The sequence below is a fragment of the Maribacter polysaccharolyticus genome, from assembly GCF_028882255.1.
Taxonomy (GTDB): domain Bacteria; phylum Bacteroidota; class Bacteroidia; order Flavobacteriales; family Flavobacteriaceae; genus Maribacter_A; species Maribacter_A polysaccharolyticus.
Map to the genome: position 1 here is coordinate 19894 of NZ_JARBUY010000005.1, position 21104 is coordinate 40997.

The following is a 21104-nucleotide window of genomic DNA, read 5'->3' on the forward strand; positions in this document are numbered from 1 at the left end:
ATAACAGGTATTTAATAAGAGGTAACTATTAATTTGTATATTTAATTTAACCATCACAACAATTATAGAAACCACATTAAAGAGAAAACCATTGACAAAAAACCATTTTCTATTTACGATCATTGCAATTATTTTCACTTTGCCATTAGTAGCCCAAGAAAAAATTACCTTGGATAAATTGGAGACCTTATTTAGGCAAGTTGAAGACAAGACCAATGTTATTCATTTTAATGGTGGGTGGTCTAACCTGGAATCGCGAAGGGTACTTCTTATTTTAGACTACCTGAATCAAAATAAAAATTTGAACATATACCCAATAATAAGCCATCAAAATGAAACTGAAAAAACTGCGTTTCTGAAATGGTTTGAAAGGCATGGATTAAAAATCAAATACTATGAAATTCCGCACGAAGACATACTGAAATATATATTAGGAAACAAAACGGAATGTTATGTTATAGACCATGTACATAGAACCTCGTGGACCTCTTATTCTTCGTCTAAAAGACAAAAAGAAAAATTGTTGGAGTATGTCAACAAGGATTCCAATAAAACTATCGGGCAAATCGAATTATTATACCTACCTCAGTCATCACTTAGTCCTGCTGAAGGACAGGAAATCACATCGGAAGAATTTGAGCAATTATTTGCACTTAATGAAAACAAAACGAAAATAGTACATATAAATGGAAGCGTATATGGGTGTGCTGCTACTTGTTTTCCTCTACTTAAATATGTCGATTATGCCCAAAAAAACGCAAGGGATGATATTGAGATAGTTCTAGTTTTGGCAAAGGGCGATAAAAAAACATCAAATATCCAGATATTAAGATCGATGGTAGAAAAAAGCAGAGCGTATGGTATGGAGTTGGAATATTATATTGTAGACAGTAGTGTTTTATTGGATTATGGCTACAACGCAGTTCCTAGCAGTATCATAGTAGATCATAAAATGAAATCCACTTACGACTATAGCGAAAGGAGCAATGGTAAAGTATGGCCACACGTAAATTTTTTACTTAGTCTTGTAAAAGAAAAAGCTTCGAAAACAAAAGAGGAAGTAGATGTTCTCTATAAACAAAAATAGCGCGACCTTTTGTATACAGAAACAATCGAGGACAAAACCTAAGATGTTTACAACTCAAAAGAATATTATTCTTACGCTTACCGGTCACGAACGTGATGCTTTTACTTGGCTTAGCACAGGCTGGCCGCGCTAGCGGGGGTTTAAGCCAATATTTCTTTACTTTTTATTCTTTTTAACTGACTGTTTTATTAAGCTTAAAATATATTCTAAATCTTCATCTGAACTTATTTGTAATTCATAATGACCATTTCCCCAATGTCCCGTTTTTGAAACATCCCTTGTAATTCCTTTTGGGTCCTCAAGTTCACCTAAAGACATGTTTATCCACATTTTCAGTGCTTTTTTCTGAGGATGTATATCTATCACATTTCTTTACTAGGCACGAGCATGATGCTCGCGCCAGCGGGGGCGTATTTTAGTTGATGTTCCCCCCAGACGCCAGTTGGTTTCTTACTTTGGGCGTATCCAGTATTTTCTTCTTGAACGCTGCGAAGTCCTTATACTTGCTGGGTGAGTCCTTGATTTGTGTATACCGGAAGGATCTATCTTTTTGGGGATAAATAACGACCGTTTCCCCAAATCTTAGATCAAAAAAGTTTCATGTTCACCATTAAGGTCGAAAACCCATCCGGACTTGCGGCAAATACCCAATCCAATGCATTGTGCTGTACGTAAAAAGTTCCTTGGGCGGTCAAATAAGGGTAGTTTCTTGATTCTACCAAGGTGTTTTCCTCGGCCGCTTTGTCATTGGTCAGGACCAGTAATGTCAATTTGTCGATGCTGTTTTCGCTTTCAGGGGTTTCGTATGCCCCGATCCGTACCCCCTTGAACACAGCTCCTTCCGTCTCTATGGTGAAGGGGATGCTAGATACGGCATAGTCATAGGTAGCAACGGGAAAGGGGGATTTATTCAAAGGAAAGCTATTAAATAGTTCCGTATAGGCTTCATAGTTCGCTATGTCCTGTTCCAATAATTTTGAATCCCATTGGGCACTGTCTAGATGCCGATCGGCCCTAAGGCTCAATTTTTCAAATGTCCAATCGGTACCCTCATGGGGTGCTGAAACGGAAACCGTGTTCCCTTTCTCCTGACAAGAAGGGAAAAGAAGTACACTGGCTATTGGTATAAGTAATTTATTCATGGTTTCAAATAGTTTTCAATGGCAAGGCACGAACCTGCTTAAGGCAGACAGGCACATTACTTCGGCTTCGCACGAGCGTGACGCCCGAACTAGTGGAGGCAACGATTTTTGGCATGACTCATTACTATTTTGAGATTAGATCCTTAGACCAATAAGTAAATAAAATTTACGCATTGATGAAACAGCACTATCGCCCGAAACACCACTTGTGTTTTCATATCTAACTTGATAAGTAAGTCTGTTATTTTTCAATCCCAAACCTAGGATATAGCCAAATTCATGATTTCTCGGAAACGAGAGCGCCGGACCCGTACTTATAGTTTGAACGGAATAAACATTTCTTTCAACTCTTTTATAATTCTCTTCGGTGATTACAAATCCATTCGTTAAACCTGCATTAAAATGCATTGAAAGGTTCTTCCCTACCGGAAAATTGTATCGTGCCAAATTGTTCATTTTGATGAATGAATGACTGATTTTTGTATTGGTAGTCGTATATATATTTTCATTTTCAATGTCCTCATATTCATTTGATGTTTTATATGAATAATATAGGATTTCATTGTATAAGGACCATTTTTTTTCTTTTTGGGATAAAGAAATATCAAAAAATACACCGCCTGTAAAATCCGTTGAAGTTTTGAACTTAGAATTTAGATATGGTGACGTATCATTGTCATTAAATTTCAAAGAAGTAATCGATACCCCTGCAATCACGCCTTTTTCTATTTTAATTTTTGTGTCTTTTTTGTAATCTACCGTGTTTCCAGTGCATTCGTAATATTTTTCGAAGACATTCCCTAAACTAGCGGCATTGTATGAAGCCCTTTCTGTATGTGAATTTATTGATGGACAATCATTCAAATAAAAAGTCAATTGACCTTTGAATTTTTCATTTTTTTTAAGGGTATACGCCTCTTTATTAAAAACCAGTAGTATATACTCTTCATTATTCTTGATATAAAATTCAATACGCTCATTTAATTGCTCATAGGAAAACAAACTTTTTTCTCCTTGTACAATAGTCTTTAAAAATACTGGCGCAGAACTGGTATTTGTTTCAATATTGGCTGATTTATAGATGTCATTATCAATTTTGAAGGCAATTATGCTTTCGGGGGTGTAGGAGTTGATAGTCCCGTTTTTTAAATCCTTAAACCTTATTCGGTTCAGGGAATTATTTCTATAATCAATAGATCCTTGTATCGTATCCCCTTCTTTGTTTACGATATAACCGGAAGTGAAATATTCTTGTCCTATAGTTTTTTGACTTAAGAATACTAACAATATAATCACAAGTCTAGCATATTTTTTTGTCATTTTTTACTGTATTTAGTTTCATTATCATTTATGACAATGCATTAAAAAGTTTTGATTTTAGGTGCATGAAAACGTTGTATTACTACTTATTTATTCACTCATCTCGGTTACTTATTTAAGATTTGATATCATGATAGGACAACTATATATTTTAAACCCCAATCCTATGGGCTTTAGTGTTTTATACCGATTTCACAGGGTTTTCAAAGCAGGCACAAGCGTGACGCCTGCACTAGTGGGGGGTATTTTCTGGCCCAATGGTTAATTATTTCCAAAACTCCCACCATTTCCTTGCTGTACGGACTTCTTGTTTGGCACTCATTGCAACCTTCGGTTTTTTGATGGGCTTTTGCTGTAATTTTTTAGCTTTAGGTTTATTCAGGTTTGTTTTTTTACCGTTCGTATTTTTCGCTTTCGGAAAGTGCATTCGAAGACCACTTAGTTCCCTTGGGACAAATAGAATCCTAAAATTTCCCGTACTGTCGTCTATTCTTGGGGAATATTCCTTTTGATCGGTTCCTAGATAAACCTTACCGTCTATAAAGGGTTGTATATTCCAATTCCCATTGATCTTGGAAACCGATTGTTCAATATAATTTTGGTAGTCCCTTTCTTTTTCTTCTTCCGACTTGGGTAAGGTAATGATATCGTTTTTGGTCAGAAGTGGACTTTGCATATCAAAATGGCCCTTCATCATGATATCAAAGTACCATTCGTTTGTTAAAGCTACCGCCTGCATCGTAAACCGTTCAACAAAACCCAACACCTCATTTCTGGTACTGCTCTTGGAGTCTAACAAAAACCGTACTCCGGTAGATTTGGTCCAATGGGCCTGTTCCTCGGTAAAACCATTATCGGAGGCCGCAAAAAAGGCAATTACATATTCTACACTATCGTTGATGATTTTGTCTTCATGGCCCAAGGGACGATCCAGAAGATTTCCTGGAATCAATGACAAAAGGGTACGGAAATACTTCTCATCCTTATTAAACCCAATTCCGGACGATAGTACCGGTGGGGCTGCCGCCACCCCTTGTCGTATGATGGTTCCCGTTTTATAAAATTTCATATAAAGCAGGGAATCATCGTTTAATTTAATTGAAAATACAATGAGTTCAACTTCTTTTATTTCCATATCCATATCGTATTGATCGTTATCCGGACTATGTTATATACGCCTTATGGGCACGAGCCTGCCTATGACAGACAGGGGTGACGCTTACCTAGCGTGAACACGAGCGTGACGCTCGCACCAGCGGGGGCATAGTTTTTTAAAATGGAAATCCGTCATCATTCCTATCAACGAAATTGTCAATTAAGTCTTTAAATTCTAATCGATTTTCTTCATCGTAATGAAATGTTATAAAATTGAAAATTATTGGATTTCCATTTTTAAGTTCGTTTTTAAGGACATTATTGAATGATTCTCCAGTCAAGAATTTATCGAAATCTTCAAAATAAGAATGAAATACGTCTAAAACATAACGTTGTCTATTATCAACTCTTGAGTTTAAAGAATTATAAACGCTTTTAGCTATACTTGGCTTAAGAATCGTTGTATTCATTATGGGTATTATCCAAGCGGAAGCTTTTCCGAATTGGTTCATTCTACCAAGTATGTCTTTTTCCGAATATTCAATACTCTTTATTAATTTATTTTCAGCACGAAGCTTAGAATCAGCATCTAAATCTGTCCAATTATTCTTAAAAAGAGCTATGCACTTTGTTACTGTATCCAATGAATCTGTATATCGTAACTCTTCAGATGCGATGTTTAATAATTCCTTTTTCTCTTCCTCTGACAAGCCTTTGTTTATACTATCCCAAACAAGTTTAATATTATTGATTTTTCCATTATTCTTTTGTCTAAAGATTTCTATTGCTATTTCAAAAAACTTTTGTTTAGGAATTTCTTTTACTAAAATATCTGAGTAGAATTGAGTCTGAACGAAATCTTCATCGAATACTCTTTCTAAGAATAATTCAGTTGTGAATTTACCTTTAGATTTATCCAACTGTTTTAATAAATGATTGATGAATATTATTATTTCAATAGCATTTTCTTCACTATCCTCAATTTTCGAATGACTACGAGGATTTCTATATGAAGAATAGATACCTCTTAAGATGCTTTCTGTTCCTTTTTGTATATTTTTTTCAGATTCGGTTTTAAGCTTGTTCATCTTAATTTTTGGATTTACTCCACCAAAAGCACTTCCGATTAAAGACTGACCATCACTTTCCAATCCTGATTTATCTCTTATCAAATCACCTAAAAACTGAATTGAATCTAGAATAGCATTTGTATAATTTTCTGAGTTGTAATTTTTTTTGATAAAATTCCAAAGCCTTTCTTCAATATGCTCTTTTATATTCATTTAGTCTCGATGTTTGCGGTTTGGTTAAATTATGCACAACTTGTTTATATCCGTGTAAAACGCATCGTTTACCGGCCCCATAAACCCATAACCATGGTAACGGCAACCTATCACTTTTTTGCAATCTTTCCTTGCAGTTAGCAATAAGGCCCTTCCGTTATTTTTTAGGAACGGTCTTATACGAAACAAGACAGCCTTGCTCCTATTTTTATAATAAAAAAGGGGAAATAGGGGTATGAAAACGGTTGGGGGTTTCCAAAGGGGTTTGGGAAGTCCGTTCAAGGGTGTCCGCCCTTTTGGGCAACAGGTACCGGTGTGCGTAATACGTTCGATCAAAGTTGCGCCCCTTCGTAAAAAGGGCATGGGTTTATTGGGTTGGTTTCCGTTAACTGCCGTTCATGGGGAAGATTACTTTACGGCATAAAAAGCAATACCCCTAAAGTAAGGCAAATCGTGTTAACGGCATAACGAATTTATCAACCGGTTATCAACTGAAATTTTTAGGGGAAGACCACCCCATTTTGCACCAGTGGTCAGCTGCGCGAAGTCGCAAACTTCGCACTGCTGGAGCGCGTACATTAGTGGGGGCTTAGTTATTTATTCTTCGCTCAAATTTTATTTTTCTGACTCCATGGTCCGTATCCCATTGTTTAACTTCTTTAAAATCAAATTTCTTATACAATTTAGTCGCTGGTCCATTTTCTAATCCGGTTTCCACAACAAAAAGTTTCGAATCAAATGTTTTAAAAACGAATTCCATTAATTTCCTTGCAATTCCCTGTCTGAAAAAATCTGGGGAGACCACCAAACTGTTGATATGTGTATGGTTGTCATTATGTGTAATTTCAATAACTCCCGCAAGTTCATTTTCCTTAAAGTATCCAAAAAATTCCGTTTCACTATTCACATAATTTTCCAGTGGTCTTTTCAACGGAGGAAAATCAGTGGCATTCAATAATTCAGCTTCAATCTTATAGGATAATTGAAAAACTGAACGTATTTTTTCAGATACTTGCATATCCTTATTTTGGAGTCTTTCAATCATTTTTTTGTGGTACATTTTAATTAAGCACATCGGTCTAGTGAATGAATAGTTGCAGACTTTTCCAACGGTTACCGTTATCAGCCATAGTTATTTTTTATAATTCCGATTGATAAATGGTTAAATTTTCAGTCAATTCAATTATTCCTTTCGAGGCGTCTTCAAATCTATTGTTTAAGAGATAAATTCCACCTCTAAAGACTTCTAAACTTGAAATAAATTCCATATTTTTTTCAGTAACTATGGAATGGATTTCCACTGTATTCAGTTTTGTGTCGGCGAGCCCATTCGGTATAAGAAAATTCAGTTTGCAATGCGACGCATATTCAGTAGTTTTTTCAAATGATGATTTGACCGCGGCGAGTTTAAATCTATAAATATCATCTATTTCCCTAATTAAACTATCTGGTAGTCGTTTCCATAAACCAGAATTTGTAAGACCTTCCAATACTGATGATTTTTCATTGAGAAAACCTCTGTCGTCTCCAAGTCCGTTGATTGCGGATTTAAGATGTAGCGTGTCGATGCTTTTTGTTTTTGCCCAAAACTCAATGATGTTATCAGTATTTTCAATAAGTGATTTACCATATTCTAAATCAGAAATAAGTTCTTCATTTTTTAATTTTAAATCAGTAATTAATGCTCCTATTAATTGGGAGTCCGATTCTTTTTCTAATCTGTTGCTATTCCAATTATTGATTTGCAGAGCAATTAAAATTCCAATAACGACCAAAATGATTTCCCCAACTGCGTAAATCAAATATTTACTGAATTTGTTTTCAGTGACTAACTTTTGTCTAATACGTCTAAAGAATTTGATCATATCTTTTGTTTTTTTGGCCTTCCGTTACTTTTTCGTTGCGGTCTTATACAAAACAAGACGGCCTTCCCCCTATTTCCATAATAAAAAAGGGAAAATATACGTATGAAAATGCTAGGGGCTTCCCCAAGGTGTTCGGGAAGTCCAATCAAGGGTATTCGCCCTTTTAGGCCACAGGAACCGGTGTGCGTAAAACGTTCGATCAAAGTTGCGCCCCTACGTAAAAAGGGCTTGGGTTTATTGGGTTGGTTTCCGTTAACTGCCGTTCATGGGGAAGATTGCTTTACGGCATAAAAAACAATACCCCTAAAGTAAGGCAAATCGTATTAACGGCATAATGTATTTATCAACCGGTTATCACATGAAATTTTAGGGGAAGACCACCCCATTTTGCATCTATGGTCAGCAGTGCGAAGTCGCAAACTTCGCACTGCTGGAGCGCGTACATTAGCGGGGGGCACGAGCGTGACGCACGCGGCAGCGGGGGCTTACCTATCCGTTTAGCTTTTATTTATTTTGTGTAATTGCTTATATATTAGCACTTTCGACCACATTTGTTATAGCCTATTTTATGCGTTCGGCTTTCTTTTCTATTGGATTTTTCGTGTTATTTAGACTTGATGCGGCTCCATAGGAGTGCAAGACCAGTTCCCAATGTTAAATGTACAATTCCCCATAATATCGATACGGCTGCAATACCAGCAAGGGAAGGGAAGAAAGTAATTCCCAACCCAATAGCGAGGGCAACATTTTGGAATGCAACCTCAATTACCACTGCTCTACGTTCCGCTGCCATAAGTCCAGCCAGCGATCCGATTCCCCAACCTAAGCCGACTGCGATTATGAATGTGAGAACGACAGGAAATAATGCAGTATGCGCTAAAAGAGCAAGGGACTTATAGTTGCTTCCAATTATCATTGCAACAATCACTGCAAATACGATTCCAGCTATTAATCGTACTGCTTTGCGGATGCGATTGGCAGTATCGGGACGCTTGGCTCGCAAAAGCATTCCGGCTGTAACTGGGATAACCAACATAATCAGTAAAGTAATGATAACCCGTTGCGGATCCATGCTGATATTCTGAATTATAGCAAGTGTGGAAGAATTCAGGGATGCCCAAAAAGCGAATAAAACTGGTGTTAGAATGATGCTGAAAAGAGTAGAGATCGTTGTCATACTTATGGAAGTAGCCACATCCCCTTTGGCAACCCCCGTCAGATAGTTTGACAGAGCTCCACCTGGACAACAAGTGACAAGTAAAAGTCCAAGAGCAATACTCGGTGCTTTGGTCAAATACAGACCGACCAAAAAGGCAATGGCAGGGAGAATTCCAAACTGAGCAACAAGTCCGATGGTAGGTGCCTTCGGTCTTTTAAGAACGCTCAGCAGCTGTTCCCGTGTCAGATCAAGAGCTACTGCAAAGACCAGAAACCCAACCATGACGCCGACAATCATGCCGATTCGAGGATCGAAATTAAAAGGTATTTGATTAATGTCATCCATTTGAAGCCCTCATTAGTTGATTGTCGGTTTCTCACCAAGCATACAATGAGCACCAAATTTTACCCGGTCATTGCGTTCGGTTCGGCAATTGACAAAGCCCGCATTACGGAATGCTAATTCGAGATCTACAAGCTCATGGAGATAAAAACCTTCTGTTGCTACCGGTTTAAAGCGAATGAAATTTTCCCGAACAGGAAAGGTAATGGCTGCTCGTCCTTTAGGTTTGAGAACACGGAACATTTCTTTAAAAACCGCCCCCGGATCTTCAATCACATACGCAGTGGCTACACTACATGCTTTGTCAAACACATTATTTTCTGAAGGAATTGCATTGCCTTGTGCCAGATGTAATTTAACCCTGCCTTCGGAGATGGCTTTGGCGTTTTTCTTAGATGCCATTTCGATTGCGGTCTTCGATATTTCGGCTCCTGTGACAGAACCTCTGATTGCTTTTTGCAATAATAATTTAATGTTCGCACCATTTCCGAAACCGATTTCAATAATTTTGTCTTCCGGCTGAATATCCAGAAGGTCGGCAGTCCACCGAGCATGAGCAATAGTCTTTGGTGTCATCCACGCAAATAGGACCTTACCAAAAAATCCCTTTGGGTATTGCATCTGCTTGCCAATTAAGTTCAATAGTTTCATCGTATTGTTTGAATAGTAATCGTTTCAATAAACTACTACATAACTCGTTTATAAACGCGCAAAACATCGTTTACTTCACCTGTGCGAAGTTGCAAACTTCGTACTGCTGGAGCGCGTACATTAGCGGGGACACGAGCGTGACGCTCGCGCCAGCGGGGGCGGGTAGTCTCCATAAAGTACCCTTTCATTTTCGGGTAATACGGCTAAGGCTTCTTCAGAAATAAAAGTATGTGCAAAGAATGAAACAATACCCATTACATTCCAGAGCAGAAAAAAGTCGGCAGGTATCCAAAATCAAACCGGTATTTCATTTTTTCATTTTCCATATTCATTTTTCTTTTGGATTTGGATCAAAACTTACCATCCATTGTATTCCAAATTTATCAGTAAACATTCCAAAATAAGAATCCCAAAATGTTTTATTCATAGCCATTGTTATTTGCCCATTCGCTGAAAGTGTATTAAAAAGTCTATCAGCCTCTGCTTGTGAATCTGTGTTGATGGATACTGAAAAATTATTTCCTACTGTTATTCCTTTTGCCCATTCACCTCCAGCATCACTTCCCATCAGAACGGTATTTCCGATAGGAAGGGAAATATGCATAATATTGTTGTGTTCGGCTACGTCTACCTTGCAGTTAGGGTCGTCCTGTGGCATATCTTTAAATCTACCTACATAGGCAAATTCGCCTCCAAATGCTGCTTTATAAAAATTAAAGGCCTCCTCGCAATTTCCTTTGAATGTCAAATACGTGTTTACTGTTGTCATGATATTATTTTTAGTTTGAATTATTGATATAAATGATTTTCAACGTTTTGGCTAAAATAAAACGCAGTGGGAAGGTTGGTTGGGCCCATAATTAAGCTTATGTACCTGATATACAAGTTAGTGAAAATTTCCGTGATGCTAATTGTCAATCGAAAAATCGACCATAATGTTAGCTAAGCCAGGCTAAAAGGATTCCCAGGAAAAGCTGTTCGCCCATTGCTTGTTGAGCGTACCACTACCGAACATCCATTTTTTAGAGAACGATAAATAGGTTCTGCAATCATGCCATGGTTTTGGATAGGTGAAAGGAAGCCCTTTAGGCCTAAAAACCTGAAAAAGCACCTTTAATCCATTGAAAAACGTTCAAAAAGCGGGGTGCGAAAACTCAATTTTGCAAATCAAAAAGCTGACCCCTTTAAGAAGTCTTATAATGAGCTGCTTTTTTACATATCAAGGGCTTGTGTAATGGTTACTATTGTCAGCAAGCGTTATTTATTTTCGTTAAAGACCAAGTAATAAAGTTTTGCGGCTTCTTCAATTTCATCATCAAAACTATCGTCAAACTTAAAACTTTCAGCAGTGCGAAGTTGCAAACTTCGCACTGCTAGAGCGCGTACATTAGCGGGGGCACGAGCGTGACGCACGCGCTAGCGAGGGTTATTTACCACGTACTTACGCAATACGCTACGAAGTCACAGACTTGGCAGAGCGGGATATATGAATTCGGCATGCTACAATTTAATGGCTTGTGCAACGGTTACCGGTGGTTAACCACTGGTTTTTATTCCGTTTTCAAATGCTGTCTGAAATAGACAAAATGGTATTCAATGGATTTTCCCCAATATTCAGCATTATGTTCACCCGGTTGGGTGGCAAACCTTATGGGCAGATTTTTCGATAATGCCAATTCTTTTATTTTTAAGGTGTTCCCGAGTAAGGGGTCTTGTAAACCACAATCCAGTAAAAATCCTTTATCGAAATTTGAATTTTGTTCGAGTAAAGTTGAAATGCTCAATTGATTCCAGTCGTTTTTAGTCGGATTTCCCAAACTTTTTTCCAAATCGTTGGTCATTCGTTCACTTTTAAAGAACATTAGGCTGATCTTCTTAAAATCATCGTAATCCAATTCAAGCGCTCCACTTGTTGAAGCTGCGGTATTGAAAAAGTCCGAATTTTTGATGAACAGCCTTAAAGCTCCATAACCTCCCATACTTAACCCGGTAATGAAAATATTATTGGAGTCTATATTCCATTTTTTTTCGATTTCAGGCATAAGTTCCTGAAAGAAAAAATCTTCATATTGTGATTTTTTTAATTTCGGACTGTTCAAATAATAACTCACAAAACCTTCAGGACAAACCAAAATCATTTGATAATCGTTCGCCAACTTTCTTAAATCCGTTGTTTTGCTCCATTGCTCGTAATTTTCGCTGTATCCGTGAAGCATAAACACCAAAGGATATTTTTTTGAAGGTCGATAATTGTCCGGTTTTTGGACAATAAAAGGCGTTTTTTCGTTTAAATGATTTGAATTTATCCGGAATATTTCTTGACCAAAAATTGTTTGACAAATAAGCGTTAAGAGTGTTGCTAAAATTAAGTTTTTCATTTTTTTGTATTATTGTCAAAGGTCATAAAAGACTGTTTTTTATGCAATGACCAACAAAATTGTTAGTGTTTAACCCGTTGATTATGAGAAAAGAAAATTCAACCAATTCTATAAACGAACGATTTTTATTTCAAGTTTGCGAACTCAATTCCGCAATTTCCATAATAAGTGGACGGTGGAAATCCCAGATTGTATATTCGATTTCCCAAGGCAATAATCGGTTTCATTTATTACAAAAAGAGTTGCCCAATATTTCGGAAACGGTTTTGGCAAGGCAATTAAAGGAATTGGAAACCCATGCTATTTTGATGAAAACTAAAATTCCAAATATGGTTCCAGTTGGCATAGAATATATTTTGACAAACAAAGGGAACGATTTAGTTCCCATTTTGGAACGTTTATGCGATTGGGGAAAATTATATTCAGAAGGAAAAGAAATTTCCGTTGATTCTATTTCATGATCTTTAAAGGGTTGGTTCCAGCATATAGCTAACAATCTCCTATAACCTTCAGTTACAAAAAATATACGAAGTTTTTCGGCTTAGCCCTGACGTTAGCATTTATCAAACGGTTTTAAACTTTACCCGAAAAGCAACTGGAATCCATTTAAAAACACCCAAAAAGTTGGGTGGGAATGCTTGCTTTGTCATTTTTTACAAAAAACAGGTACCATGAACTTGAAAGAACACTTGTAGGCTTCCCTAAAAATCTAGATTGCCCAGTGGCCTAAAAACATAAAGCCCCTAAAAAGGGCTTAAAAGAGGTCTCTTTTTTGCTGCTCAAGGGTTTGTGCAACGATTACCGTTGTTGGCTTTAGTTTTTTGCAAAATCAATTAGTGGTCTAACATTTCCATTGTCTGCTTCTTTTAATGCATTAATATACTCTTTTCTAATTTCGTTTGCTTTTACCATATTAGACTGATGCCACGAAAATATTTCATTTCCAAATATCGATTCCATAATTATGTCGGCCATCATCCTAGAATGTCTGCCATTTCCATTTGGGAAACAATGAATAGATACTATTCTGTGTTTGAATCTAATTGCAATTTCTTCTGGTGAGTAGGTTTTGTTTTCTATCCAATATTTTGTGTCGTCGAGTAAATTTTTTAATTCAAGTTTAATTTTTGTCCAGGGAATTCCGATGTTTTTTTCAGTTCTTCTAAATTCACCTACCCATTTCCACACATCACTATACATTTTTTTATGTAAGTCTTTAATAAACTTTTCTGTCAAAATATTTTCAGCTTTTAATTTTGTGTGAATAGTCCATTCAACTGCCTTTTCAATGTTTAGTTGCTCAAATTCATCCAGTTCTCCTTGAGTGGTAATTGATTTTATTTTAAGGCCATCCTTCTCTTCTTCTTCTAATGGTGTTTGTCCATCTTTGTAATCGAGTTCTAATCCCATAATGACTTTCTCATTTCCCGTTTTATTTCATTAGCAAGTTCCTTTATAGTTTCGGCTATCTTCTCATCTCCAATTCCTTGGTTCTCTAATTTCATATTTTGATTGGTCCGTAACACTATCTTTTGGGCCAGTTTATCTGCTTTTTCCTGTATCAAATCGTTAATTGTTCCATTTTTTGGGACCAGTGCATAAACCAACTTTAAATCCATTACCATGGCGACATCTTTTAAGGAATTGAGTGTTATCGTGCCATTAGCCTCACTTTCCTCAATTCTTTTTATCCCTTGTCTTGTAATATTTAGTTTGGTACCAAGTTGGGCCATGGTCATATTAAGTGTAGTTCGAATAGTATTTATCCATCCACGTTCTGGGACCAGGACCTTTCTACTTTCAGAGAATGGTTGTAGCTTATGGTCCAATTGCTCGATTAAAAGTTTTCGCTTATTTCTCATTTTATGTAAATATTTAAGTTTACAAATTATAAATAATGTAAACGCATTTGTTTACAAATATACAATAAAGTCAATATATATGTTTACAACATATAAAAAAAGTAAACTTAAATGTTTACTTGGTGTTGATCTTTAAATTAAAGCCAACTTGTTTATATACCTATATTATACATCTTTAACCCCCAAATTCGGGTATAAAAGACTTTTGCAACCTAATACTTTATGAAAACCATTCCTTTTAGCGATCTGGAATGCCCTCCCGTTATTTATTTGTAATTGCCTTGTTTGGAACAAGACAGCCTTCCCCCTATTTCCATAATAAAAAAGGTGAAGTATACGTATGAAAATTATTGGGGGATCCCCCAAGGTGTTTGGGAAGTCCGCTCAAGGGTGTTCGCCCTTTTGGGCCACGGGTACCGGTGTGCGTAAAACGATCGATCGAAGTTGCGCCCCTACGTAAAAAGGGCTTGGGTTTATTGGGTTGGTTTCCGTTAACTGCCGTTGCTGGGGCAGCTTGCTTTACGGCATTAAAAGCAATACCCGTAAAATAGGGTAAATCGTGTTAACGGCATAATGCATTTATCAACCGGTTTTCAACCAAAAGTTTAGGGGAAGACCACCCCATTTTGCATCAACGGCAAAACTGGTAATCCGGGAACATCACCTTTGGGGTTGGGGAATGCTTTTGTGCTTCCGCAAGGCAAGCAACCCCAATACGGGCCCCAAGGCCAAAACCACAAAAAGGAAGTTCGTATCGGTGTGGGTCCTAATCGCCGTAATCGTTTGTATACTCCCGATCGTTAGGGCAAACCCCAGGCAATTTACAATGGTCAGGGCCGTACCTTGGAGCCTTGCCGGTGCCCTTTGGGCCACTAAGGTCGAAAACAAGGGGGAATCAGCAACCACTACCATGCCCCAAAACAACAAAAAGGCGATAAACAGGCTTTGCGACCCACTGGTAAAGACCCAAGGCGATGCCAGGCAGCACAAACCCGATAAGAACAGTGCCCACCCAGCCGTACGTTGGGTGCCCACCACTTGTGAAATATAGCCCCCCAGCACACAGGCCACTCCCCCGACACCGATGATCAAAAACGATAACAAGGGAATAGGGAACGTTGCCCCAGCATGTGCCTCACCATATTTTTGCAACATTACGGGTACAAAGGCCCAAAAGGCATAAAGCTCCCACATATGCCCAAAATAACCGAAGGCCACAGCACGGAAATGCCGGTTCCCAAACACCCCAAAACAGGCCGTCAGCGGGGTACGCACCGCAGCTTTCCGATACGGACCGTCGGGCACCAAGAACACCATCAACAGTCCACCCAACACCGCAAGGACCGAAGTGACCATAAGAACGGTTTTCCAAGGGTAGGTACCGGTCATATCCTTCAATAAATGGGGAAATGCCGTGCCGATGACCAAGGCACCCACCAAAAATCCGAGCGATTTGCCCAAACCTTTTTCAAAATGATCGGCGGCTATTTTCATGCCCACCGGATAGATGCCGGCCAAAAAGAACCCTGTAAAAAACCGTAACGTAAGTAAGCTGGTCAACTGGTTCGCCTCCCAAATCGTACCCCAATTGAACACCGCCCCGAGTACCGCACTGACCATAAACACCTTTGAGGGGGCAAAGCGGTCGGCTATGGCCAATACAGCGAAAATCAACGTACCCATGATAAACCCGAATTGGACCGCCGAAGTCAAATGCCCCAACGCATTGTTCGGCAGGTGATATTCCTGGGCAAGATCGTTGATGACCCCATTACTGGCAAACCATAGGGAGGTACAGCAAAACTGGGAGATCACAATTACGGGAAGGACGAATTTAGACGGTTTCACAAAGGATCGCATTGGGGTTAGGTTTACCTAGGTCGTACCGATATCGATAAACTTTCACTAAAATAGGGGAATTGAAATTAATACGACCGGCCGTAGCCATGCTAACGATTATTCCTATTTTTGATCCGATCACGATAGATCGGGTGCGAACAAGCTTCCCTGGAATGCCATGAAAAAAAACAAAACCCAACATACCAAGAAACCTTGGCCCACCAAAGCTGCCATGGAGCAGGTGTATGCCATGAACCTTTGGGGCGGGGAACCTACCGGTTTTTATTCCGGTATCGGATCCCACGACCCTAAAATGGTAGGCCCGTATATCGCTGCGGTAGGGTCTTTTTTAACCGCATTTCAACCGCCCCTTACGGTCTGTGATCTGGGGTGTGGCGATTTCAACGTGGGAAAGGAATTGGTCGGGTATTGCAAAAAATACATCGCCGTGGATATCGTTCCCGATCTTATTGCCCATAATAAAGAACGGTTCCGAAACGAGAACCTGGAATTCCGTTGTTTGGATATCGCCCTAGATGAACTACCTGCTGGGGATTGTGCCCTTCTGCGCCAAGTATTGCAGCACATATCGAATGCCGAAATAGCCCGTGTGGTGCGTAAATTATCCGAATTTAAATATGTCATCCTTACCGAACACCTTCCCGAAGGGGATTTTGTTCCCAACACCGACATTATCTCGGGACAGGGCATCCGAATTAAAAAACAAAGTGGGGTCAACCTCTTGCACCCCCCGTTCAATATGCAGGTAAAGGGGGAAAAACAGTTGTTGTCCGTTCTTTCGGATGATCATAAGGGAAGGGTGGTAACCACCTTATACACCCTATATTAAGGGTAAAGTGAGTTGTTTTATCAAGAACGGGGTTTGCGTAACGGTTATCGGTGGGCCCCGGTCATTCAGCTATAATGTGATCTAAAACCAAAAAAAGGTCATCACTTATATCATACATCCAAATTACAACGGCCATGGCCACGAAGAACAGTCCTCCAGAAATAAAATAATAAGGAAAATAGTTCGCCCCGGCAATCAGACAGGATTTTGAACTGTTACCCGGCTTATAAAACACCTTTACCTTGGTCCCCTGAGGTAACTTTTCCAGTATTTTTATTTTTTCCTGTTTAAAGGGGCTCCAAGCGTCAACATAGGGAAAAAGCTGTTTTCCGACCCTTTCTTGCTCCTCACCATTTTTGGAATACTTATATGCCAAATCCACTTTATAGGTTATGGACCTTCGGCCATCATGGTCCTTTGAAATTTTCTCCATCAATTGCGATCGGGTTATCGTCCCGATAGTCACAGGCCATTTCTTTGCGCTATTGTCGAGCATTTTTATAAGTATGCCAAATGACATAGTAAGCAATCCGATAATCAAGGTTATTATCATGATACGACATGTATTTGGTCCGCCAGATACCGGGCTGGGTGTTTTTTACTTATATACACCCAATGGAGTAATAGCAAAGGGAAGATCAGGAAAGCGATCCCTGCCCCAATGTCCTTTAAGTCGATATCATATTTAAGCAAGGAAGACTGACTTGGATTCTTGGGATTGACATATACGGTTACCTGATGTTTATCTTTTAATTTCAGGTACAGTTCATTGTGAAACCTGCTGGTGTAATCCTTTGCCTTATTGAGTCCGATCTGGGTATTGGTGTAATATTCACCCCCATACTGGTATGCGTATTGGATCTTGCACTCATCTAGGGGAAACACCATGGACGCTTCTTTGGTCATAGCCGGGTTCGGAAGGCTTTCGAGTTCTACCTTTTGGATCGCTGCCTTGCTTTCCTCCCATTGGTATCTATGGTTTTCAGTGATCAGGCTAATGGGCTTATATAAAGAATAACACGCCATTACCACCAAAAGGATCAAAAAAACGAACATGGTAGCAATTCCGAATATGTAAATTATTTTTATCAGTAATCGCATTTCATTGTGTTAAAGGGCCGCTATTTGGTGGGTACTAATGGCCATCAACATTTTTGGCTCCCGTTATTGCTTGTCGAATTTTAAATTGGTTACCCTGCCCGCATCAAGTTCAAAGCCCTTTATAGCCCCGTTTTCCCTGTTAAAACGAACCAGTTTACCGTCATAAACAAAGGTGTCGGTTTCTTTGGGCATCAGCTCTTGTGCCTCGTAATCGGCAACTTTCACCTTTAACTTTGCATCTTCCACAACGAACAAATAGGAAACATCGAGCTCATCACTATAGAAATCCCCGGTATAGTCTTCCAAGTTCAGGATGGAAAGCGTTGATTCCGATTTTCTTGTACCGGTAGTTTCATTGCCATTTTGAAAAACGGTAAGTGTTTGGGTCAAATCATTTTCCAAGGCCGAGAATTCAAATTGGATCGAAGGGTCGCTCAATGTTTCATAGGTGTTTCCGATGGTAGGTACGATCTGGTATGAAGAATTGTCCCATCGCTGTAGAACGTGGAGCGAACCGTTCTTTACGGTGATTTCCAATACCACCCCGGGCTGTATTTCGTAAATACCCACTAATTGGTTTTGGATGAACTTTTCCAAGGTATCGGAAGATCCGCCCATTTTCGCGCTGACTCCTTTCTTCTTGGGTTCGTCGACCAACTTGTCCTTAAGCATAATATCCGCAACCTGATAGGCTTTACCAGTCGGTTTGGCATCTCCCCGGTTGGCCAATATGATTACCGAAAACCGCTCCTCAGGAAATCGCAACAATTGCGCCCGATATCCGGCAAGGGAGCCTCCGTGACTCACGGTTTTCAACCCTTTATACCTGCCATTGTGCAGCGCAAAGGCATAACCACTACTTTCCCCATTGTTCAGAAGTCCTTCTTCATGCATTTTATCGATAATCCCTTGCCCTCCTTTACCCAGTTTATTGTCATAAAAATTTTGGTCCCATAAGAACAAATCCCCAATGTTGCTATACACACCACCGGATCCAACAAGATCAAATCTCATGATCAAATTATCAAAACCGTCTCCATCCGGTTTTTTATGGTAACTGAAAACCCGGTTTTTGATCAGGTCGGTATTGTCATCATAAAAAAGGGTATGCTTCATGCCGAGAGGTTCGAAAATATTTTCGTGGGCGAATTCCTTTAGTGATTGCCCGGCGGCCTTTTCGATGATCATGGCAAGCATGAAATAGCAGGAATTGCTATATAAATATTTTTCGCCAGGGGAAAAATTCAACGTTTTCTGCCTTTTTATTAGATCATACACCTCATTCACATCCGTATTGTCGAGATAGTTTCTTCCTTTTAAGTGCATAAGCGTTAAAAAATCCCTCACCCCACTGGTATGGTGTATAAAATGTCGAATGGTCAAAGGTGTACCGTATTCCGGGAAGTCCGGCAAGTATTTTTGGATACGATCATCCAAATCCAATTTTCCCTGTTCCTCAAGGAGTAAAATGCTAAACGTCACAAATTGCTTTGAAACCGAACCAATATAAAATACCGACGAAGATGTCAGTGGTATATCGTGTTCCAGGTCACTGATCCCGTATCCTTTGGCGTAGATCAGTTTTCCCTCTTTGACCACCCCCAATGCACACCCCGGGACATCGGGCCTATCCCATGCCTTAAAAATGCTGTCTATTTTTTGTCGCTCCCGAAGTTGTCCGAATGAAATGATGGAAAAAGTACAGAGTATGGCGAATAGAAAATATTTCTTCATGGATTTTGGTGATTGGTCGGTGCTCATTGGTTCATTCAAGGGTAAAACATTGGCTTGCCCCACCACAACGGGCGGGTTAGGCAATTTACCTGCAACATAGTACTTTTTGGCGGTTTCCCTTTACAGAAAACCGTAATCCCCATAAATTTAGGCATTAAATGCTCCCATGGGGTCATCCGTTCGTATAAAAGGCACAGACCTTTGCAAAAACTTCGGCAAAGTCGGCCTCGATCTGCTCGCGGTTTCCTACATTGGAAGGAAAGGGGTTTTCATGGGTATATTCCCGGTCAAAATCCATTTCATCTACTTTAATGGCAATATTTCGGTAGGCCCCTTGCAGCGTGTTGATCACTTCAAAAGAAGGGATGACCGTATCCTTTTTAAGCGTTATGGCATACAGATCCTTTTCATATTTTTTCAAAAGTTCTTCCCTTACGGTCCTTCCCTTTTGGTAATTGAGCATGGAAAGGAAAACCTTTCCCTCCAAATGGTCTTCATGGATATAATGATGGAGTACCGGGTCTTTTAGCACGAATTTTTCAAAATGCTCCACCAAAAAGGAATACAGCGCGACATTGGCTTCACTGTCAAGGATGAATTTTGAAACCGGGGATAACCGGTTAAAGGTAGCACCGCTGCAAAACAGACACACCTTGGTATTTGAGAAATACCCCTTGTAATTCGTCAGTTTAAGGATTTGGGCAAGAAACCCGCCGATGGAGTAGGCAAAAATATCAAATTCAAAATCTTTTTGGATGTAAGGGTGCTCACCGGCTTTACACGCTTCCAAGAGCTGGATCACATCATAGTACGTCTGTAACCCAGACCAAATAAACCGCTGGGGCATGGCATGTAACCGCATGCTAATGGCCACGTTCGATAAGGACCCCTGTACAATGTTCGGGTATCTTTGTTTCCGCTCTTCACTCAAGGTGTACATGGCCCTCATACTGCTCCAATATTTCGGGGCCCGCTGCATATGGAACGCTATGGGAAACAAAATGACACTGCTCCCCGTGCCCTCACAAATGGCAGTGGCCCATGACAGGTATTTTGTCCAATCCTTTTCATTGAATCCATGAAAGAGAAAGGTCACTTTTTGAGTGCTCGCCGATCCTTGCGGTTGTACGATCTGATAGGTAAAATCCTTATTTTCCGCAACACTGATATCTTTGATATGGACATTGTCCTTAATGGTGCCTACATCGGTATGAAAAGGGTGGTCACACCTTAAATCCAACTTATGTTTTACACAATGGTAGTCTGTAACCCCAGGAAGTATGGGATAGGACAAGGACTCAAAGGAATATGCTTTTGATACAGTATTATGGCTCATATACGTTTTAAAAGTAAACCAAAAGTAAAAAGGATTCGATTGATTTAACTACCCTATAAA

General features: G+C 39.3%; 21 protein-coding genes. 3 read left to right on the forward strand and 18 right to left on the reverse strand.

Annotated elements, in window-relative coordinates; translation table 11 throughout:
• The first annotated feature begins 139 nt into the window (after window positions 1-139).
• A complete protein-coding gene (locus tag PHU20_RS15770; protein WP_274826366.1) occupies window positions 140-1087 on the forward strand; it encodes a hypothetical protein in 948 nt (315 codons plus the stop codon).
• Window positions 1088-1243: 156 nt separating this feature from the next.
• Here the strand turns inward: PHU20_RS15770 and PHU20_RS15775 are convergent, their stop codons facing one another.
• The 11 genes from PHU20_RS15775 to PHU20_RS15825 all read right to left on the reverse strand — a co-directional run bounded on the left by PHU20_RS15775 (window position 1244) and on the right by PHU20_RS15825 (window position 12322).
• Complete coding sequence (locus PHU20_RS15775; protein ID WP_274826367.1) at window positions 1244-1453, reverse strand: DUF5655 domain-containing protein; 210 nt, start codon at window positions 1451-1453, stop codon at window positions 1244-1246.
• A 221-nt stretch (window positions 1454-1674) separates the two neighbouring features.
• Entirely contained in the window at window positions 1675-2229 is a 555-nt protein-coding gene (locus PHU20_RS15780; RefSeq protein WP_274826368.1) for a hypothetical protein, read from the reverse strand.
• A 135-nt stretch (window positions 2230-2364) separates the two neighbouring features.
• Window positions 2365-3549, reverse strand: coding sequence for a porin family protein (locus PHU20_RS15785; RefSeq protein WP_274826369.1), 1185 nt, complete (start codon window positions 3547-3549; stop codon window positions 2365-2367).
• Window positions 3550-3814: 265 nt separating this feature from the next.
• The gene (locus tag PHU20_RS15790; RefSeq protein WP_274826370.1) at window positions 3815-4684 is read right to left on the reverse strand and encodes a hypothetical protein; all 870 of its coding nucleotides are present in this window, start codon (window positions 4682-4684) and stop codon (window positions 3815-3817) included.
• A gap of 136 nt (window positions 4685-4820) precedes the next feature.
• Entirely contained in the window at window positions 4821-5927 is a 1107-nt protein-coding gene (locus PHU20_RS15795; protein WP_274826371.1) for a TIGR02391 family protein, read from the reverse strand.
• Window positions 5928-6516: 589 nt separating this feature from the next.
• Window positions 6517-6972, reverse strand: a complete 456-nt coding sequence (locus tag PHU20_RS15800) for a GNAT family N-acetyltransferase (RefSeq protein WP_274826372.1) — start codon at window positions 6970-6972, stop codon at window positions 6517-6519.
• Between the two features lie 94 nt (window positions 6973-7066).
• Window positions 7067-7792 (reverse strand): hypothetical protein, encoded by a 726-nt coding sequence (locus tag PHU20_RS15805; RefSeq protein ID WP_274826373.1) that lies wholly within the window; start codon window positions 7790-7792, stop codon window positions 7067-7069.
• Between the two features lie 604 nt (window positions 7793-8396).
• Complete coding sequence (locus PHU20_RS15810) at window positions 8397-9296, reverse strand: bile acid:sodium symporter family protein (RefSeq protein WP_274826374.1); 900 nt, start codon at window positions 9294-9296, stop codon at window positions 8397-8399.
• A 12-nt stretch (window positions 9297-9308) separates the two neighbouring features.
• Window positions 9309-9944, reverse strand: coding sequence for a class I SAM-dependent methyltransferase (locus tag PHU20_RS15815; RefSeq protein WP_274826375.1), 636 nt, complete (start codon window positions 9942-9944; stop codon window positions 9309-9311).
• A 328-nt stretch (window positions 9945-10272) separates the two neighbouring features.
• Window positions 10273-10713 carry a VOC family protein gene (locus PHU20_RS15820; protein ID WP_274826376.1) on the reverse strand — a complete coding sequence of 147 codons (441 nt, stop codon included), beginning with the start codon at window positions 10711-10713 and terminating at the stop codon, window positions 10273-10275.
• Window positions 10714-11494: 781 nt separating this feature from the next.
• Window positions 11495-12322, reverse strand: coding sequence for an alpha/beta hydrolase (locus PHU20_RS15825; RefSeq protein ID WP_274826377.1), 828 nt, complete (start codon window positions 12320-12322; stop codon window positions 11495-11497).
• Window positions 12323-12405: 83 nt separating this feature from the next.
• Between PHU20_RS15825 and PHU20_RS15830 the strand changes: the two genes are divergently transcribed.
• Window positions 12406-12783, forward strand: a complete 378-nt coding sequence (locus PHU20_RS15830; protein WP_274826378.1) for a winged helix-turn-helix transcriptional regulator — start codon at window positions 12406-12408, stop codon at window positions 12781-12783.
• A 352-nt stretch (window positions 12784-13135) separates the two neighbouring features.
• On the opposite strand, the gene PHU20_RS15835 is transcribed toward PHU20_RS15830, so the two are convergent.
• From PHU20_RS15835 to PHU20_RS15845, 3 genes are all read right to left on the reverse strand, one after another.
• The gene (locus PHU20_RS15835; RefSeq protein WP_274826379.1) at window positions 13136-13732 is read right to left on the reverse strand and encodes a mobile mystery protein B; all 597 of its coding nucleotides are present in this window, start codon (window positions 13730-13732) and stop codon (window positions 13136-13138) included.
• A complete protein-coding gene (locus PHU20_RS15840) occupies window positions 13723-14184 on the reverse strand; it encodes a mobile mystery protein A (RefSeq protein WP_274826380.1) in 462 nt (153 codons plus the stop codon). The genes PHU20_RS15835 and PHU20_RS15840 overlap by 10 nt, the downstream gene beginning before the upstream one ends.
• A gap of 660 nt (window positions 14185-14844) precedes the next feature.
• Complete coding sequence (locus PHU20_RS15845; protein ID WP_420828686.1) at window positions 14845-16032, reverse strand: MFS transporter; 1188 nt, start codon at window positions 16030-16032, stop codon at window positions 14845-14847.
• Window positions 16033-16201: 169 nt separating this feature from the next.
• On the opposite strand from PHU20_RS15845, the gene PHU20_RS15850 reads away from it, so the two are divergent.
• Entirely contained in the window at window positions 16202-16873 is a 672-nt protein-coding gene (locus PHU20_RS15850) for a class I SAM-dependent methyltransferase (protein ID WP_274826382.1), read from the forward strand.
• A 61-nt stretch (window positions 16874-16934) separates the two neighbouring features.
• Here PHU20_RS15850 and PHU20_RS15855 read toward each other — a convergent pair whose 3' ends face one another.
• The 4 genes from PHU20_RS15855 to PHU20_RS15870 all read right to left on the reverse strand — a co-directional run bounded on the left by PHU20_RS15855 (window position 16935) and on the right by PHU20_RS15870 (window position 21044).
• Complete coding sequence (locus tag PHU20_RS15855; protein ID WP_274826383.1) at window positions 16935-17426, reverse strand: DUF3592 domain-containing protein; 492 nt, start codon at window positions 17424-17426, stop codon at window positions 16935-16937.
• Window positions 17423-17974 (reverse strand): DUF3592 domain-containing protein, encoded by a 552-nt coding sequence (locus PHU20_RS15860; protein WP_274826384.1) that lies wholly within the window; start codon window positions 17972-17974, stop codon window positions 17423-17425. The genes PHU20_RS15855 and PHU20_RS15860 overlap by 4 nt, the downstream gene beginning before the upstream one ends.
• 63 nt (window positions 17975-18037) lie before the next feature.
• Window positions 18038-19708 carry a serine hydrolase gene (locus PHU20_RS15865; RefSeq protein ID WP_274826385.1) on the reverse strand — a complete coding sequence of 557 codons (1671 nt, stop codon included), beginning with the start codon at window positions 19706-19708 and terminating at the stop codon, window positions 18038-18040.
• 172 nt (window positions 19709-19880) lie between these two features.
• Window positions 19881-21044: a DUF6051 family protein gene (locus PHU20_RS15870; protein ID WP_274826386.1), complete on the reverse strand. Its 1164-nt coding sequence runs from the start codon at window positions 21042-21044 to the stop codon at window positions 19881-19883.
• Between the last annotated feature and the right edge of the window lie 60 nt (window positions 21045-21104).

What these genes read in the sequence shown, in the direction of transcription:
- PHU20_RS15780 (WP_274826368.1), bottom strand. Translation starts at nt 2,229, where the DNA reads ATGAATAAATTACTTATACCAATAGCCAGTGTACTTCTTTTCCCTTCT.
- PHU20_RS15785 (WP_274826369.1), bottom strand. Translation starts at nt 3,549, where the DNA reads ATGACAAAAAAATATGCTAGACTTGTGATTATATTGTTAGTATTCTTA.
- PHU20_RS15790 (WP_274826370.1), bottom strand. Translation starts at nt 4,684, where the DNA reads ATGGAAATAAAAGAAGTTGAACTCATTGTATTTTCAATTAAATTAAAC.
- PHU20_RS15795 (WP_274826371.1), bottom strand. Translation starts at nt 5,927, where the DNA reads ATGAATATAAAAGAGCATATTGAAGAAAGGCTTTGGAATTTTATCAAA.
- PHU20_RS15800 (WP_274826372.1), bottom strand. Translation starts at nt 6,972, where the DNA reads ATGATTGAAAGACTCCAAAATAAGGATATGCAAGTATCTGAAAAAATA.
- PHU20_RS15805 (WP_274826373.1), bottom strand. Translation starts at nt 7,792, where the DNA reads ATGATCAAATTCTTTAGACGTATTAGACAAAAGTTAGTCACTGAAAAC.
- PHU20_RS15810 (WP_274826374.1), bottom strand. Translation starts at nt 9,296, where the DNA reads ATGGATGACATTAATCAAATACCTTTTAATTTCGATCCTCGAATCGGC.
- PHU20_RS15815 (WP_274826375.1), bottom strand. Translation starts at nt 9,944, where the DNA reads ATGAAACTATTGAACTTAATTGGCAAGCAGATGCAATACCCAAAGGGA.
- PHU20_RS15820 (WP_274826376.1), bottom strand. Translation starts at nt 10,713, where the DNA reads ATGACAACAGTAAACACGTATTTGACATTCAAAGGAAATTGCGAGGAG.
- PHU20_RS15825 (WP_274826377.1), bottom strand. Translation starts at nt 12,322, where the DNA reads ATGAAAAACTTAATTTTAGCAACACTCTTAACGCTTATTTGTCAAACA.
- PHU20_RS15830 (WP_274826378.1), top strand. Translation starts at nt 12,406, where the DNA reads ATGAGAAAAGAAAATTCAACCAATTCTATAAACGAACGATTTTTATTT.
- PHU20_RS15835 (WP_274826379.1), bottom strand. Translation starts at nt 13,732, where the DNA reads ATGGGATTAGAACTCGATTACAAAGATGGACAAACACCATTAGAAGAA.
- PHU20_RS15840 (WP_274826380.1), bottom strand. Translation starts at nt 14,184, where the DNA reads ATGAGAAATAAGCGAAAACTTTTAATCGAGCAATTGGACCATAAGCTA.
- PHU20_RS15850 (WP_274826382.1), top strand. Translation starts at nt 16,202, where the DNA reads ATGAAAAAAAACAAAACCCAACATACCAAGAAACCTTGGCCCACCAAA.
- PHU20_RS15855 (WP_274826383.1), bottom strand. Translation starts at nt 17,426, where the DNA reads ATGATAATAACCTTGATTATCGGATTGCTTACTATGTCATTTGGCATA.
- PHU20_RS15860 (WP_274826384.1), bottom strand. Translation starts at nt 17,974, where the DNA reads ATGCGATTACTGATAAAAATAATTTACATATTCGGAATTGCTACCATG.
- PHU20_RS15865 (WP_274826385.1), bottom strand. Translation starts at nt 19,708, where the DNA reads ATGAAGAAATATTTTCTATTCGCCATACTCTGTACTTTTTCCATCATT.
- PHU20_RS15870 (WP_274826386.1), bottom strand. Translation starts at nt 21,044, where the DNA reads ATGAGCCATAATACTGTATCAAAAGCATATTCCTTTGAGTCCTTGTCC.